13 protein-coding genes are annotated in these 16,785 nt (G+C 37.8%); 12 read left to right on the top strand and 1 reads right to left on the bottom strand.

The features are described from left to right. The first annotated feature begins 59 nt into the window (after window positions 1-59). The 8 genes from dnaE (at window position 60) to DIS06_RS15230 (ending at window position 10,870) form a co-directional block, all read left to right on the top strand. The gene (gene dnaE, locus DIS06_RS15265) at window positions 60-3,419 is read left to right on the top strand and encodes a DNA polymerase III subunit alpha (RefSeq protein WP_110114100.1); all 3,360 of its coding nucleotides are present in this window, start codon (window positions 60-62) and stop codon (window positions 3,417-3,419) included. Between the two features lie 127 nt (window positions 3,420-3,546). Next, window positions 3,547-4,776 (top strand): NADP-dependent malic enzyme, encoded by a 1,230-nt coding sequence (gene ystJ / locus DIS06_RS15260; protein WP_110114099.1) that lies wholly within the window; start codon window positions 3,547-3,549, stop codon window positions 4,774-4,776. Window positions 4,777-4,797: 21 nt separating this feature from the next. Further along, entirely contained in the window at window positions 4,798-5,427 is a 630-nt protein-coding gene (locus tag DIS06_RS15255) for a FadR/GntR family transcriptional regulator (protein ID WP_204166806.1), read from the top strand. A gap of 118 nt (window positions 5,428-5,545) precedes the next feature. Continuing rightward, window positions 5,546-6,409 carry an acetyl-CoA carboxylase, carboxyltransferase subunit beta gene (gene accD / locus DIS06_RS15250; RefSeq protein WP_110114097.1) on the top strand — a complete coding sequence of 288 codons (864 nt, stop codon included), beginning with the start codon at window positions 5,546-5,548 and terminating at the stop codon, window positions 6,407-6,409. Next, window positions 6,403-7,380 carry an acetyl-CoA carboxylase carboxyl transferase subunit alpha gene (gene accA / locus DIS06_RS15245; protein ID WP_110114096.1) on the top strand — a complete coding sequence of 326 codons (978 nt, stop codon included), beginning with the start codon at window positions 6,403-6,405 and terminating at the stop codon, window positions 7,378-7,380. The genes accD and accA overlap by 7 nt, the downstream gene beginning before the upstream one ends. A 130-nt stretch (window positions 7,381-7,510) precedes the next feature. Next, window positions 7,511-8,470, top strand: a complete 960-nt coding sequence (gene pfkA / locus DIS06_RS15240) for a 6-phosphofructokinase (RefSeq protein WP_110114095.1) — start codon at window positions 7,511-7,513, stop codon at window positions 8,468-8,470. 49 nt (window positions 8,471-8,519) lie between these two features. Further along, window positions 8,520-10,280 (top strand): pyruvate kinase, encoded by a 1,761-nt coding sequence (pyk, locus tag DIS06_RS15235; protein ID WP_110114094.1) that lies wholly within the window; start codon window positions 8,520-8,522, stop codon window positions 10,278-10,280. Window positions 10,281-10,477: 197 nt separating this feature from the next. Continuing rightward, window positions 10,478-10,870 carry an FxsA family protein gene (locus tag DIS06_RS15230; RefSeq protein ID WP_110114093.1) on the top strand — a complete coding sequence of 131 codons (393 nt, stop codon included), beginning with the start codon at window positions 10,478-10,480 and terminating at the stop codon, window positions 10,868-10,870. 93 nt (window positions 10,871-10,963) lie between these two features. On the opposite strand, the gene ytvI is transcribed toward DIS06_RS15230, so the two are convergent. Then, window positions 10,964-12,085: a sporulation integral membrane protein YtvI gene (ytvI, locus tag DIS06_RS15225; RefSeq protein WP_110114092.1), complete on the bottom strand. Its 1,122-nt coding sequence runs from the start codon at window positions 12,083-12,085 to the stop codon at window positions 10,964-10,966. 175 nt (window positions 12,086-12,260) lie between these two features. Here ytvI and DIS06_RS15220 point away from each other — a divergent pair, with 175 nt between their 5' ends. The 4 genes from DIS06_RS15220 to mdh all read left to right on the top strand — a co-directional run bounded on the left by DIS06_RS15220 (window position 12,261) and on the right by mdh (window position 16,708). Next, window positions 12,261-12,722, top strand: coding sequence for a DUF441 domain-containing protein (locus DIS06_RS15220; protein WP_110114091.1), 462 nt, complete (start codon window positions 12,261-12,263; stop codon window positions 12,720-12,722). 357 nt (window positions 12,723-13,079) lie between these two features. After that, a complete protein-coding gene (citZ, locus tag DIS06_RS15215) occupies window positions 13,080-14,198 on the top strand; it encodes a citrate synthase (protein WP_110114090.1) in 1,119 nt (372 codons plus the stop codon). A gap of 146 nt (window positions 14,199-14,344) precedes the next feature. Further along, window positions 14,345-15,631: an NADP-dependent isocitrate dehydrogenase gene (gene icd, locus DIS06_RS15210; protein WP_110114089.1), complete on the top strand. Its 1,287-nt coding sequence runs from the start codon at window positions 14,345-14,347 to the stop codon at window positions 15,629-15,631. Window positions 15,632-15,769: 138 nt separating this feature from the next. Beyond that, complete coding sequence (gene mdh / locus DIS06_RS15205; RefSeq protein WP_110114088.1) at window positions 15,770-16,708, top strand: malate dehydrogenase; 939 nt, start codon at window positions 15,770-15,772, stop codon at window positions 16,706-16,708. The last annotated feature ends 77 nt before the right edge of the window (window positions 16,709-16,785 follow it).

Genomic DNA, 16,785 nt, shown 5'->3' with positions numbered 1-16,785 from the left:
TGTATAGACAACAAATTTTATAATGAAAGTAACTATAATTTATAAGGGTGGGAAGACATGTGCCTTTTGTTCATTTACAGGTACAAAGTTCATACAGTTTATTACAAAGCTCAATTAAAATTGACGAGCTTGTTCATAAAGCAAAGCAATTACAGTACGATTCAGTAGCACTAACAGATGAGAACGTGATGTACGGCATCGTACCTTTTTATAAAGCGTGTAAAGCAAAGGGGATTAAACCAATTATAGGATTAACTCTCTCCATTCTTCATAGTCAAAATGATGAGGAAAGCCGAGCGTATCCAATGGTTTTACTAGCTGAAAGTGAAGTTGGTTATCGAAACTTATTAAAAATGAGCAGCATTGTTCAAACGAAAGAACAGAAAGGATTAAACCGAAAGTGGCTTCCTCATTATCGTGAAGGAGTTATTGCCATTACACCTGGAAGCAGAGGAGAAATTGAGACGTTAATTGAGCAAGGACATATAGAGGAAGCAGAGAAGTCTGTACAATTTTTTCAACATCTATTCGGTGAAAATCACTTCTATCTGTCCGTGCAACAGCATGGTCATCATAATCAACCATTACAGGCGAAAGTCATAGAGTTGGCAAGAAAGAGCCAAGTCCCAGTTGTTGTAACAAACGATGTTCGCTATTTAGAGAAAGAACAACATTTTGCTCAAGATTGTTTGGTAGCCATTAAGCAAGGAACAGAGTTAGACGATGAACAGAGAGAAAAATTAGAGGGATCAGAGTATTATTTAAAGTCGAAAGAGGAGATAACCGAACTCTTCCTTGATGTACCAGAAGGGTTAGCGAATACAATTAGCATTGCTGAGCGCTGTCAAGTTGAATTGCCATTAGGTGCTAATGTTTTACCTAAATATCCAGTGCCAACTCATCAAACAGCCAATGAGTATCTAAAACACCTATGCGAAAAAGGATTAAAGGAGCGAGTACCAAACGTTTCTAATAATTATATAGAGCGCTTACAATTTGAGTTGCATATTATTCAATCTATGAACTTTAGTGATTATTTTCTGATTGTATGGGACTTTATGGACTATGCACACCGAAATGGCATTATTACAGGGCCAGGACGAGGTTCAGCAGCAGGATCACTAGTTGCGTATGTATTACGAATTACAAATGTTGATCCTATTAAACATGACCTTTTATTTGAACGATTCTTAAACCCTGAGCGTATATCCATGCCTGATATTGATATCGATTTTCCCGATACCCGAAGAGATGAAGTCATTCAATATGTAGCACAAAAGTATGGTCAGTTACACGTGGCTCAAATTATTACATTTGGTACGTTAGCAGCAAAAGCAGCCATTCGTGATGTAGGTAAAGTGATTGGAGCAACGTCTGAAGATATAAGCATGTTGTCTAAGCTTATACCAAATAAAGTAGGGATTACGTTAAGACAAGCTTATGATCTTTCACAGCCTTTAAGAGAGGTGTTAAGTCAGTCACCAAAAGCGAGACAAGTGTTTGAAACCGCTACGAAGATTGAAGGGTTGCCTAGACATACGTCGACTCATGCGGCGGGAGTCGTCATTAGTGAAAAACCTCTAACAGACGTTATCGCATTACAAGAAGGAAGTAATGACGTTTATTTAACACAATTTCCAATGGGAGCTCTTGAAGATATCGGGCTACTAAAAATGGATTTCCTCGGTTTAAGGAATCTAACCATCTTAGATGAAGTGGTCAAGCAAATTAAACGGGAGACAGGAGAACAAATTAATTTAGACAGTATTCCAGCTGACGATCATAAGACCTTTTTGCTATTGGCAAAGGGAGATACAACAGGGATCTTCCAATTAGAGTCTGAAGGGATGCGGAAAGTGTTAAAACAGTTGAAGCCGACAGAGCTAGAAGACATCGTAGCAGTCAATGCGTTGTATCGTCCAGGTCCAATGGAACATATCCCTGTTTATATCCGAAGAAAACATAAGCAGGAGTCTGTGCACTATCCACATCCAGTTTTAGAGTCAATTTTAAATCGAACATATGGAGTCATAGTGTATCAGGAACAAATTATGCAGATTGCATCCCGCATGGCAGGTTTCACATTAGGAGAAGCGGACTTACTACGTCGAGCGGTTAGTAAGAAAAATAAACAGGTGCTAGACGAACAAAGAAATCATTTTGTTCAGGGATGCTTGAAAGAAGGGTATGACGAGCAAGTCGCTCAATCAATTTATGACTTAATCGTCCGCTTTGCAAACTATGGTTTTAATAGAAGTCACGCCGTTGCTTATAGTATGGTAGCGTATCAGCTTGCGTATTTAAAAGCGAATTACCCTGTTCAATTCTTTTCAGCTCTTTTAACGAGTGTAATTGGAAATGAAGCAAAATTAGGGCAATACATTCAAGAAATAAAGCAACGTCATCTGACACTGTTGCCACCTTCTATTAATAAAAGCTTTTACCCATTTAAAGTGGAGAACGGACAAATTCGGTATAGCTTAGCGGCAATCAAACATGTTGGGATAGCTGCTCTAAAAGAGATTGTGAAGGAAAGAAAAAAGAAACCTTTTGACGATTTATTTGATTTTTGTATTCGTGTGTCAATGCGGATTATTAATCGCAAAGTACTTGAATCATTAATATTAGCGGGATGTTTTGACGAATTCAAAGAAAATAGAGCCACTCTTCTAGCCAGCATTGATGTAGCGATGGAGCATGCGAATCTTGTACAACCGACAGAAGATAGCGATGGATTTTTTGATGAAGAGTTCATGTTGAAGCCTAAGTATGTAGTAAAAGAAGAGTTGTCGTTAGAAGAACGATTAAAGCATGAAAAAGAAGTTCTTGGCTTTTATCTATCGAGTCATCCTGTTTCGGCGTATAAGGATATACGTATATTTAATCAATGGAAAACGATTTATCAGCTAAGTGAATCAGTGGCGGCATCAAACATAGAGACCATTGTTTTTTTAGGAAGAGAAAGAGTCATTCGAACAAAAAAAGGTGAAGAGATGGCTTTTTTTACAATCAGTGATGAAACAGGTGAATTAGATGCAGTTTCATTTCCAAACGTATACAACCGCTTTTCAATGTTACTCAAAAGTGGAGAAGTCTTATTGATTAGAGGAAAACTAGAAGATCGAGATTATCGCAAGCAGTTTGTAATTCAACATGTTCAAGCAGCAGATCAAATCAAAGAAATGTCTCAAAAAGCAGAACTGTATGTGAAAATTGAACAAAAACATAAAACCCCAACCACGCTTCGACAAATTCGACAATTATTATCGGCATATAATGGAAGTGTCCCGGTCATTCTTTATTATGAAGATGAAAAGCGAATGTTACGTTTACCGAATGAATATGCAATTAATGCGAATGATACATTGATTAATGAATTAAAAAGAATGCTAGGAGATTTAAATGTTGTGTTGAAATAATCTTTACAGATTCAAATGGTTGTTATATTGTAAAATAGTTAGAGTGGTCTGACCACCCTGTATAAATCTGTTAATTATATGTTTCTTTTTATATGTTGATCCCATTACTTACAAGGAGTGAATTTAATTGTCTTTACGTGAAGAAGCACTACACATCCATCGAATTAACCAAGGAAAGCTTGAATCAAAATCTAAAATCCCTGTGCGCAATGCACAAGACCTTAGCCTAGCATACTCTCCTGGTGTTGCAGAGCCGTGTAAAGCTATTTATGACGATGTAAATAAAGTATATGAATATACGATGAAGGGGAACATGGTTGCTGTTGTGTCAGATGGAACAGCGGTTTTAGGCTTAGGAAATATTGGACCTGAAGCAGCCCTGCCTGTAATGGAAGGGAAAGCAGTTCTATTTAAGAGTTTTGCGGGTGTAGATGCATTTCCAATTTGTTTAAATACAACAGATGTGGATAAGATTGTAGAAACCGTAAAATTATTAGAGCCAACGTTTGGAGGCATTAATTTAGAAGATATTGCTGCCCCAAACTGCTTTGAAGTAGAGGAACGATTAAAGAAAGAAACAAATATCCCAATTTTTCATGATGATCAACACGGAACAGCGATTGTAACAGTTGCGGGGCTTGTGAATGCACTAAAGCTTGTAAACAAATCAATGTCTGAGATCAAAGTAGTAGCCAACGGTGCTGGAGCTGCTGGAATTGCCATTATTAAATTACTTTACCGTTATGGCGTTCGCGATATTACAATGTGCGATTCAAAAGGATCTATTTATGAAGGGCGTCCATATGGAATGAATCCTGTAAAAGATGAGGTTGCAACATATACAAATCGTGACAAAGTAGATGGTCAATTAACAGATGTAATTGAAGGAGCAGATGTATTCATTGGTGTGTCGGTTGAAGGTGCTTTAACACAAGAGATGATTAAAAAGATGAATCCAGATCCAATTATTTTTGCCATGGCGAACCCGGTTCCGGAAATTATGCCAGAGGATGCAAAAGCAGCAGGTGCAAAAGTCATTGGGACAGGTCGTTCTGACTTTCCAAATCAAGTAAATAACGTTTTGGCGTTTCCTGGGATTTTTAGAGGAGCTTTAGATGTTCGGGCAACTCACATTAACGAAAAGATGAAAATGGCAGCTGTTGAAGCGATTGCTAGTCTCATTTCAGAAGACGAACTACATGCTGATTATGTCATTCCAGCTCCATTTGATGCACGTATTGCACCTGCAGTAGCTGCTGCTGTAGCAAAAACAGCAATGGAAACAGGTGTAGCGCGTATTAAAGTAGATCCAGAAGCAGTGGCGGAGAAAACTCGTCGTCTAGCTATTATTGAATAAAGTGAGTGAGACGTTACGTTGATGAGTGAAAGGTCGAAAGTATACGTTGAAATTTTAGAGCAAATTCGAGAGATGATGGAGTCAGATGGATTGAAAACAGGTGACAAAATCCCATCCGAACGTGAACTAGCAGAGAGATTAAATGCAGGCCGATCTTCTGTTCGTGAAGCTCTACGTGCCATAGAATTATTAGGGATTATTGAAACAAGACGTGGAGAAGGCACATTTATTAAAGAAGTCGGTGAGCATCAACTCATTGATATATTGGCTACATTCCTGTTACAGGACAATAAAGTGAAGCATGATCTAATTGAAACAAAATACTGGTTAGAACAGACATGTTTAGAGCTTTCTTTTGAAAGAGTAAGCGTTGAGTCAATGGAAGATTTGAAGAAACGTATGAACAATAAGCAGTCTGACTATGACTATTTTTTTGAAGCGTTATTCGAAGAAAACAATAACTATTTGCTTTATCGTATTTGGCGAGTAGTTGCTGGTTATTCACGAACAATGAAAGAAACACATAGCGATGACGATAAGAATTTAATTGAAATGTTTATTGAAGCAATGATAAGCGGAAAGAAGGATGAAGCCCTCCACCTTCATAAGCAGCTTTATATTAGGCGATTGCAAGCAGAAAATGTCGAATAGGACATGTCACCTTTCTACACAAACCCTTTTTGCTTTCTTGTAAAGTAGATAAAAAGCTATGGAGTATGAATATCGATTCTTTTGTTCGTTTATAAAAGAATCAAGAGGAGGTCATACCTTGTTAAGAGATTTATTTGCAAAAAAGAAAAAATATGCGCAAGTTCCGTCTGAGCATATTAAGCAAGATGTACCCGAAGGCATTATGACAAAATGCAAGAAGTGTAAAAAGATTATGTATACAAAAGAGTTAAACAAAAATTTAAAAGTTTGCTTGAATTGTGGACATCATCATCAAATGACGGCAAAAGAACGTATTGGTAGTTTGATTGATACAGGAACGTTTGTTGAATATGATAAGCACATGTTATCAGAAAACCCATTATCATTTCCTGATTATGTAGAAAAGCTAGAAAAAGATCGTTTATCAACGACTCTAAACGAAGCAATTGTCACAGGTGAAGGACAGATAGATGGAATCAAAACGGTCATCGCTGTTATGGATGCACATTTTCGAATGGGAAGTATGGGTTCAGTTGTAGGTGAGAAAATCACAAGAGCCATTGAAAAGGCTATGGATCTTCAAGTACCTTTTATCATTTTTACAGCATCTGGTGGTGCACGCATGCAAGAAGGTGTATTAAGTCTTATGCAAATGGCAAAGACAAGCTCGGCTTTAAAAATGTTCAGTGATCAAGGGGGTCTTACCATTTCGATTATGACCCATCCAACGACTGGAGGAGTTTCTGCAAGCTTTGCTTCATTAGGAGACTATAACATTGCAGAGCCAGGCGCTTTAATTGGTTTTGCCGGTCGACGAATTATTGAGCAAACAATTCGTGAAGATTTACCAGAAGATTTCCAGACGGCTGAATTTTTATTGAAGCATGGGCAACTTGATGCGGTCATTGCTCGTCATGATTTAAAAGAACAATTAGTTAATATTTTAGATATTCATGTAACAGGGGGTGAAATCAAGTGGTAGGAGAATTAGAATTCGAACGTCCAATTATTGAATTACGTAATAAAATTCAGGAGCTGAGAGATTTTTCAACAAATACAGACGTGGATTTGTCAAATGAGGTTGAAAAGCTTGAAAACCGCTTAGAGAAAGTTGAAAGAGAAATCTATGAGCATTTAAGCCCTTGGAATCGTGTTCAGATTGCGCGTCATCCTGAGCGTCCGACAACGCTTGATTACATTTCACGTTTATTTACAAATTTCTTTGAAAGTCATGGTGATCGTACATTTGGTGATGATGAAGCCATTGTAGGGGGAATTGCAAAGTTCCACGGGATGCCTGTAACCGTTATTGGTCATCAACGAGGTAAAGACACCAAGGAAAACATTCGTCGAAATTTTGGGATGCCACACCCTGAAGGTTATCGTAAAGCTCTTCGCCTTATGAAACAAGCTGAGAAGTTCAACCGTCCAATTATTTGTTTTATTGATACAAAAGGTGCTTATCCAGGCAAGGCAGCTGAAGAAAGAGGGCAGAGCGAAGCAATTGCTCGCAACTTGTTTGAAATGGCAGGGTTAACAGTTCCAGTTGTTTGTATTGTCATTGGAGAAGGTGGAAGCGGAGGAGCATTAGCGTTAGGGATCGGGAATGACTTGCATATGCTTGAAAACTCTACGTACTCTGTTATTTCGCCAGAAGGGGCTGCAGCTCTTCTTTGGAAAGATGCGACGTTAGCAAAAAGAGCTGCAGAAACGATGAAAATTACGGCTCCTGACTTGAAAGAATTGGGAATCGTGGACGAGGTAATACCAGAAGTAAGAGGAGGGGCTCATCGCCATATCGATGAGCAAGCTCAGTACATTGATGAAGTGTTAAAAAAATCCTTGAAAAAATTAACAAAACTAACACCAAAACAACTGGTCCACGAACGTTATTTAAAATACAAAAAAATCGGACAATTCTCGATTGAAAACGATACCATTGGTGTAAAATAAAGAAACGTGCATCCTACTAAAATGTAGGATGCACGTTTTCCTGTCTTGACAATGCTCCTTCTCTATTGTTTTTGCCCATTCTTCGTGTTATTTTATAGACAGCAAAAACCTATGAGGTGAGGATTGAAAGATGAAAAGAATTGGTGTTCTTACAAGTGGTGGAGATGCACCTGGTATGAATGCTGCTGTGCGAGCGGTTGTTCGTAAAGCCATTCATCATAATTTGGAAGTATATGGTGTTTATAATGGGTATGCAGGATTAATTGATGGGAATATTAAGAAACTAGAAGTGGGCGATGTAGGAGATATTATTCATCGCGGAGGTACTATGCTTTATTCTGCTCGCTGTGAAGAGTTTAAAACACTTGAGGGGCAGAAAAAAGGAATCGAACAACTAAAAAAACTAGGTATTGAGGGATTGGTTGTTGTCGGTGGAGATGGCTCATACATGGGAGCTAAAAAGCTAACTGAGCACGGCTTTCCTTGTGTAGGTGTGCCTGGAACAATTGATAATGATATTCCTGGTACTGACTTTACCATCGGTTTTGATACAGCATTAAACACGGTAATTGATGCAATTGATAAAATTCGCGATACAGCTACGTCTCATGATCGTACATATGTAATCGAAGTAATGGGAAGACATGCCGGTGACATTGCTCTGTGGTCTGGGTTAGCTGGAGGTGCAGAGACGATTTTAATTCCTGAGGCAGAGTATGACTTAGAAGACGTCATTACGCGTTTGAAGCGTGGTAGCGAACGTGGTAAGAAACATAGTATTATTATGGTTGCTGAAGGCGTAGGTAGCGGTGTTCAATTTGGGAAAGAGATTGAGCAAGCAACAGGTTTTGAAACACGAGTAAGTGTGTTAGGTCATATTCAACGTGGTGGATCACCAACGGCTTTTGACCGTGTATTAGCAAGTCGTTTAGGAGCAAAGGCTGTTGAGCTTTTATTAGAAGGCATCGGTGGACGAGCTGTTGGAATTCAAAACAATGAATTAGTTCATCATGATATTCTTGAAATCTTAGATGAGAAGCATGATATTGACCATAATATGTATAAGCTCTCTAATGAATTATCGATCTAATCGTTAAATTATTATAAAATGTTGGATAACAATGTAGGAGGAAATTTGAATGCGTAAAACAAAGATTGTATGTACTATCGGACCTGCTAGTGAAAGCGTTGAAAAGTTAGTCGAATTAATTAACTCGGGGTTAAATGTTTGTCGTTTAAACTTCTCTCATGGTGATTTTGATGAGCATGGTGCACGAATTGTAAACATTCGCGAAGCAGCAAAGCAAACGGGTAAAACAATTGCTATTTTACTTGACACAAAAGGACCTGAAATTCGCACACATACGATGGAAAATGGTGCAATTGAGTTACAAGAAGGACAGAACATTATCGTATCAATGGAAGAGGTAATTGGTACAGTAGATAAATTCTCAATCACGTACCCAGGTTTAGTAGATGACGTTCAGCCTGGTTCAAAAATTCTTTTAGACGATGGTTTAATTGGTTTAGAAGTATTAGAAATTAATAAAGCTGCGGGTGAGATTACAACAAAAGTATTAAACCCTGGTACATTAAAGAATAAAAAAGGTGTAAACGTTCCAAATGTAAGTGTGAAATTACCTGGTATTACAGAAAAAGATGCAAGTGACATTGTATTCGGTATCGAGCAAGGTATCGACTTCATCGCTGCGTCTTTCGTACGTCGTGCTTCTGACGTATTAGAAATCCGTGAACTTTTAGAAAAACACGATGCTGGACACATTCAAATTATCTCTAAAATTGAGAACCAAGAAGGTGTAGATAACATCCATGAAATTCTAGAGGTATCTGATGGATTAATGGTAGCGCGTGGAGATCTTGGTGTGGAAATTCCAGCTGAAGAAGTACCATTAGTACAAAAAGAATTAATTAAAAAATGTAATGCATTAGGTAAGCCAGTTATCACAGCTACGCAAATGTTAGATTCGATGCAACGCAATCCTCGTCCAACGCGTGCAGAAGCAAGTGACGTAGCAAATGCAATCTTTGATGGTACAGACGCAATCATGCTTTCTGGTGAAACAGCAGCAGGTTCTTATCCAGTAGAAGCAGTACAAACAATGAATTCAATTGCATCTCGTGCAGAGCAAGCGCTTGATTATCGTGATATTTTACAACAACGTAGCAAGCAAGTTGGTACAACAATTACAGATGCGATTGGACAATCGGTTGCTCACACAGCTCTAAACTTAGGTGCAGGTGCAATTCTTGCTCCAACTGAAAGTGGATATACTGCGAAAATTGTTTCAAAATATCGTCCACAATCACCAATCATTGCTGTAGCAGCAAATGATTCTGTAGCTCGTCGTCTAGCGTTAGTATGGGGAGTAACACCAATTGTGGGTGAACAAGTAAGCACAATTGATGATATGTTAGATCACTCTGTACAAGCTGGATTAAAAACAGGCATCATTTCACATGGAGACTTAGTAATTATTACTGCTGGTGTTCCTGTAGGTGAGTCTGGTGCAACAAACTTAATGAAAGTTCAAGTTGTTGGTGATGTATTAGCGAAAGGTCAAGGAATTGGCCGCAAATCAGCAGTAGGGAAAGTCGTAGTAGCTAAAAGTGCAGCTGAAGCAACTTCAAACATGACAGAAGGTGCAATCCTTGTAACGACTAGTACAGACCGTGACATGATTCCAGCGTTAGAAAAAGCTAGTGCTCTTATTACAGAAGAAGGTGGCTTAACAAGTCACGCTGCTGTAGTTGGATTAAGCTTAGGGATTCCGGTTATCGTAGGTGTGGAAGGTGCTACAAACACATTCCAAAACGGACAAGATATTACAGTAGATGCAACACGTGGAGTTGTATACAACGGACACGCTTCTGTACTGTAAAATCAAGATGTAACAACTGAAAAAATATAAGATTTTCCCCTGTCTATTTCCTTTCGTTCATTGAGGTAAGGCGGGGGTTTTTACTTAAATATAGAGTTTGTTGTTTGAAGGCAAGAATATTGCTATTTTTACCCAAAACGAGTATATAGTTAATAAATAGAAAGTTAAAAATGCCGATATTATAGGAGGCGTACTAGTTGAGGATTTTGTTTCCGATTTTAGTCATTGTACCTGCACTAGAAATCTTTTTACTGCTTTATGCAGGAAAAACACTTGGCCCTATTCCTACCTTTTTACTGGTTATTGGTACAGGATTATTAGGAGCGTATTTAGCTAAAAAGCAAGGGTTAGCTACGTTAACGAAAGCACGTGAACAACTTGCTTATGGAGAATTACCAGGTGAAGCGATTTTGGATGGGATTTGTATTTTACTTGGTGGTGCTGTGTTACTTACACCAGGTTTTGTTACAGATGCTTTAGGTTTTTTCTTATTGTTTCCTCCTACAAGAAAGCGGGTAAAGCCTATTTTAGCAAAATGGTTACAACGGTTCTTTCGCAACAAAAATCATGTAACCATTATTCGACGATAACAAATGAAAAGGTTCCTTCATTTCAATCCTGTAAGAGAGGGATTCAATGATGGAACCTTTTTTAATGTATGAATTAATCTTCTTATCAGGTACTTAGGATGTTGGCTTTTTAGCAATAATAAAATGCCATATATCTTGAAAAACACCGGCTGTATAAAGCGTGCGAAGGATAACGAGTGCAACAGGTCCTACAATTAACCCTAAAAACCCTATCAGTTTAAAGCCGATAAACAAGGATATTAACGTAGCTAAAGGGTCTAAGCCGATGCTTGATGATAAAATCTTCGGTTCCATCATTTGACGTTGCACAATCACAATGGCATATAAAACAGAAAGCCCAATGGCAAATGAAATGTTTCCACTAGCAAATGCGTAAATAATCCAAGGAACAAAAATCAATCCTGTTCCTAAGTAAGGAAGAATGTCAACTAACCCAATTAATAAAGCAATGGTGATTGCATACTCTACTTGTAAAATGAGTAATCCAATTAAGACAATAACGGTGGTAATAGAGATTAGTGTCAATTGAGCTTTTACAAAACCAAATAATGCTTTCTTTAAATCTACAAAAACGGTTTTCCCGCTTTGTCTAGCTTTTGACGGCAATAATTTTCTCCCTAAACGAGCGAGACGATCCCAATCTTTGCTAATGAAAAAAGTGGCTAGTAGTGAAAAAATAATGACCGTTGCAATATTAGGTAGCCATGCAATCACATTAGGAATGGCTTGTAAAAAGTTCTTTAAAAACTCTCCGACGGTTTCTGTAATTTGTGCTCCAGCACTCTGGATATTTGTTAAAATAGTTTCTTGTTGACCTGAATTTAAACTGTTGAATAAAGATGCAATTTGATTATACAGAGGGATAATTTGAGCTGCAATGAAATTTTCGATGTAAACAATAACTGCTTCTAGGTTGGTTGGGACAACCGTTGCTAAATGTTCTGTACCAGAAACAATCTCTGTAATTAACAAGATGACTAGACCGATGAGGAAGCCGAAAACAAGGATGAGTGAAATAAAGACAGCTAATGAACGTGGAACAGATAGTTTCTTCTCGAATAAATTAACGATGGGGTTAATGAAAAAGGCAAGGCAAAGTGCAATGATAAAAGGATAGGTTAACGTTGACGCATAATACACAATAAACGATCCAACAACAATGGCTACTAGTACAAGTATAAAGCGGATTGTACTATACAAATAGTGCATATTCAAACGGTTATTCGCCCCCTTATACATAACCTATATTAAATTTACCATTATTGTACAATGGAAAGCGTTTAGGGGAAAGATAAATATATAAATAAAGAGAGATGGTTTAGAAATTTTTGAGAGAGGCTTATGAAATAAATGTGTAGCAATATGAAAGTGAAATGAAAGGATGAGGTCGTTGTTTTCACAACCTGTGTTATTTTTAATTATTCTATTAGCTATTGGGTTCGTGGCTAAAAATCAATCTCTAATCATTGCTGTTGCTTTTTTGTTACTAATAAAAGTCGTTGGATTGGACGGAAAAGTCTTTCCTTATCTACAATCAAAAGGAATTAATCTAGGTGTTACTGTTATTACGATAGCTGTTTTGGTTCCAATTGCAACAGGTGAAATAGGTTTTAAACAGTTAGGAGATGCGCTCAAATCTTCTTATGCATGGGTTGCACTAGGTTCAGGAATTGCTGTAGCGTTGATTGCGAAATATGGATTAAACCTTTTAGCTGATGATCCACATATTACAGCAGCATTAGTGTTTGGAACTATTTTAGCAGTCGCTTTGTTTCAAGGAGTAGCAGTTGGTCCTCTTATAGGTGCAGGGATTGCTTATTTATTCATGAAATTGACACAGCTATTCTCTTAAAATTTTTGTATAATAATAATTTTTTTGAAATTTATTTATTGTTTTCATTCACAAAAGTCTGATAATTGTTTATAATATAGTTTGAAGAGACATCCCTATACATATAAATACATGTTGTACGAGTGCCAACAGAAGTATTTTAATGTCACATGTATGAAGAGTATACATGTGACATTAGTAGAAAAAGAAAATGTAAGCATTTTCTTTTTTCTAGGAAGCTCTTATTTTAGTAGATTTACTCTTTGAGGATGTCCAATTTCAACTTTTTGTTTTTTCGCTGAGCAAACGCTCAATTGTATTTAGTAGCAGTTTAGTAAACAAGGTTATGGGGAATTTTTCTGAAAAGGAGAGAAGTTTATGACAACGACTCGAGGTTTAGAAGGGGTAGTAGCAACAACATCTGCTGTAAGTTCTATCATTGATGACACATTAACATATCGTGGTTACAATATTGACGACTTAGCAGATTATGCTACGTTTGAAGAGGTTATTTATTTGCTATGGCATGGTAAATTACCAAACAAACAAGAATTAACAGCTTTTACACAATTATTATCAGAGAATGCTAGTTTACCAACTGAGGTTGTAGAACATTTTAAAACATATCCAATTAAAGACGTTCATCCAATGGCTGCTTTAAGAACAGCGGTATCACTATTAGGTCTATATGATCCAGTAGCAGATGAAATGGATGAAGATGCTAATTACTTAAAGGCTGTGCGTTTACAAGCGCAACTGCCGACAATTGTCACAGCGTTTTCTCGCATTCGTAAAGGCTTAGAGCCAATTGCACCTCGTAAAGACTATGGTGTAGCAGCAAACTTTTTATACATGTTAACAGGCGAAGAGCCTAGTGAAGTAGCAGTTGAAGCGTTTGATAAGGCACTTGTCTTACATGCTGATCATGAGCTAAACGCATCAACCTTTACAGCACGTGTTTGTGTAGCAACATTGTCGGATGTGTATTCTGGTATTACAGCTGCTATTGGCGCGTTAAAAGGCCCTCTACATGGTGGAGCCAACGAAGCGGTTATGAAGATGCTGACAGAAATTGAAGACGTTGAAAATGCTGAAATATACGTGCGTAACAAGTTAAACAACAAAGAAAAAATCATGGGCTTTGGACATCGTGTTTATCGTCAAGGTGATCCACGCGCTAAACACTTAAAGAAGATGTCTGAGAAGTTGACAAAGTTGACAGGTGAAACGAAATGGTATGAAATGTCATTAAAGGTAGAAGAAGTTGTGACGACTGAAAAGCAACTTCCACCAAACGTTGATTTCTATTCAGCATCTGTTTATCACAGTCTAGGGATTGATCATGATTTATTCACACCAATCTTTGCCGTTAGTCGCGTATCAGGATGGATTGCTCACGTGCTAGAGCAATATTCAAACAACCGTCTAATTCGTCCACGAGCGGATTATACAGGGCCAGGAAAACAAGCGTATATTCCAATTGAGCAACGTATGTAAGATATGACACAGTATTAAAAGGTGCTCAACCTATTTTTTACTATGTTGAGCGCTTTTTATCATAATTAGATGGGTGTCTCCTAATCTAGGAAAGTAGGAATCACCCACATACTCGAAATTGACAAGCTTCTAAGGAGGAATTTATTGTGACACAAGGACAAAAGATTACTGTAACTGATGGAGTATTGAATGTACCAAATAACCCAATTATCCCTTTTATTGAAGGTGACGGAACAGGTCCAGACATTTGGGCAGCTGCATCTCGTGTATTAGAAGCAGCAGTTGACAAAGCTTATGACGGTCAAAAAGAAATTGTATGGAAAGAAGTATTAGCAGGTGAAAAAGCATTCAACCAAACGGGTGAATGGTTACCTGAAGAAACATTAGAAGCAATTCGTGAATACATAATTGCAATTAAAGGGCCATTAACAACACCAGTTGGTGGAGGAATTCGTTCTTTAAACGTTGCATTGCGTCAAGAATTAGATTTATTCACTTGCTTACGTCCGGTACGTTACTTCCAAGGTGTACCTTCACCAGTTAAACGTCCTGAAGATACGGATATGGTTATCTTCCGTGAAAATACAGAAGACATCTATGCTGGTATCGAGTATGCAAAAGGTTCAGCAGAGGTAGAAAAGTTAATCAACTTCTTACAAACAGAAATGGGTGTAGGTAAAATTCGTTTCCCTGAAACATCGGGAATTGGAATTAAGCCAGTATCTGAAGAAGGAACAAAGCGCTTAGTAAGAGGTGCAATTAATTATGCAATTGAACATGGACGCAAATCTGTGACACTTGTTCATAAAGGAAACATTATGAAGTTCACAGAAGGTGCTTTCAAAAACTGGGGTTACGAACTTGCTGAACAAGAGTTTGGTGACAAAGTATTCACTTGGGCAGAATACGATCGTATCGTAGAAAAAGAAGGAACTGAAGCGGCAAACAAAGCACAAGCTGATGCAGAAGCTGCAGGGAAAATTATTGTAAAAGATTCAATTGCAGATATCTTCTTACAACAAATTCTTACACGTCCGCGTGAGTTTGACGTTGTGGCAACAATGAACTTAAATGGTGACTACATTTCAGACGCACTAGCAGCACAGGTTGGTGGTATTGGAATTGCACCAGGTGCAAACATTAACTATGAAACAGGTCATGCGATTTTTGAAGCAACACATGGTACAGCACCTAAATATGCTGGACTTGATAAAGTAAATCCATCGTCTGTTTTATTATCAGGTGTATTAATGTTAGAACACCTTGGTTGGGTAGAAGCAGCAAAATTAATTATGGATTCTATGGAAAAGACGATTGCATCAAAAGTGGTAACGTATGATTTCGCACGCTTAATGGATGGGGCAACTGAAGTGAAATGTTCAGAGTTTGCAGATGCATTAATTCAAAATATGGAAAAGCAAGTAACTGTTTAATCACTCAACCCTAGATTGAAGTTCATATGGATGGCATCGCGTATGCAGCTACTTATAAAGAGCTGCATACGCTCATTTGTAAGAGTCAATCTATATATCAACGTCTATTTATAGATAAGGGGATAGGGAGGATTTATAATGACTTTAAAGCGTAAAAAGGTTTCAGTTATTGGTGCTGGTTTTACTGGTGCAACAACCGCATTTTTATTAGCTCAAAAAGAATTGGCAGATGTTGTGTTAGTCGATATTCCTCAGCTTGAAAATCCAACAAAAGGTAAAGCGCTTGATATGTTAGAAGCAAGTCCTGTTCAAGGGTTTGATGCAAACATTACAGGGACATCTAACTATGAAGACACAGCCGATTCTGATATTGTCATTATTACAGCTGGAATCGCTCGTAAACCAGGTATGAGTCGTGACGATCTTGTCACAACAAACCAAAAAATTATGAAATCTGTTACACGAGAGATTGTAAAGTATTCTCCAGAGTGTTATATTATCGTATTGACAAACCCAGTAGATGCAATGACATATACAGTCTTTAAGGAATCTGGATTTCCTAAAAACCGTGTCATTGGTCAATCGGGTGTGTTAGACACTGCTCGTTTCCGTACTTTTGTGGCTCAAGAGCTTCGTTTATCAGTGAAAGATGTCACTGGCTTTGTATTAGGTGGACATGGGGATGACATGGTGCCTCTAGTTCGCTATTCTTATGCTGGTGGTATTCCTCTTGAGACTCTATTGTCAAAGGATCGATTAGATGCAATCGTTGAACGTACACGTAAAGGTGGCGGAGAGATTGTTAACTTATTAGGAAACGGCAGTGCTTATTATGCACCAGCTGCTTCTTTAGTAGAAATGGCAGAAGCAATCTTAAAAGATCAGCGCCGTGTTTTACCTTCTATTGCTTATTTAGAAGGAGAATATGGATACAACGGTATCTATTTAGGTGTGCCAACAATTTTAGGTGCAGGTGGTATTGAACAAATCATTGAGTTAGAACTAATGGAAGATGAAAAAGCAGGATTAGACAGATCAGTTGAGTCTGTTAAAAGTGTGATGAGTGTTCTAGCATAATAAGAAGAAGGAAAATTCGGGGGACGCCCCGAATTTTTCTTACATATAAAAGGAAACGCTTACAATAAGGGGTGTTC

Source organism: Bacillus sp. CGMCC 1.16541, assembly GCF_003184905.1.
In the GTDB taxonomy this organism is placed as follows: domain Bacteria; phylum Bacillota; class Bacilli; order Bacillales; family Bacillaceae_H; genus Priestia.
This window is presented reverse-complemented; position numbering and strand designations above follow the sequence as displayed.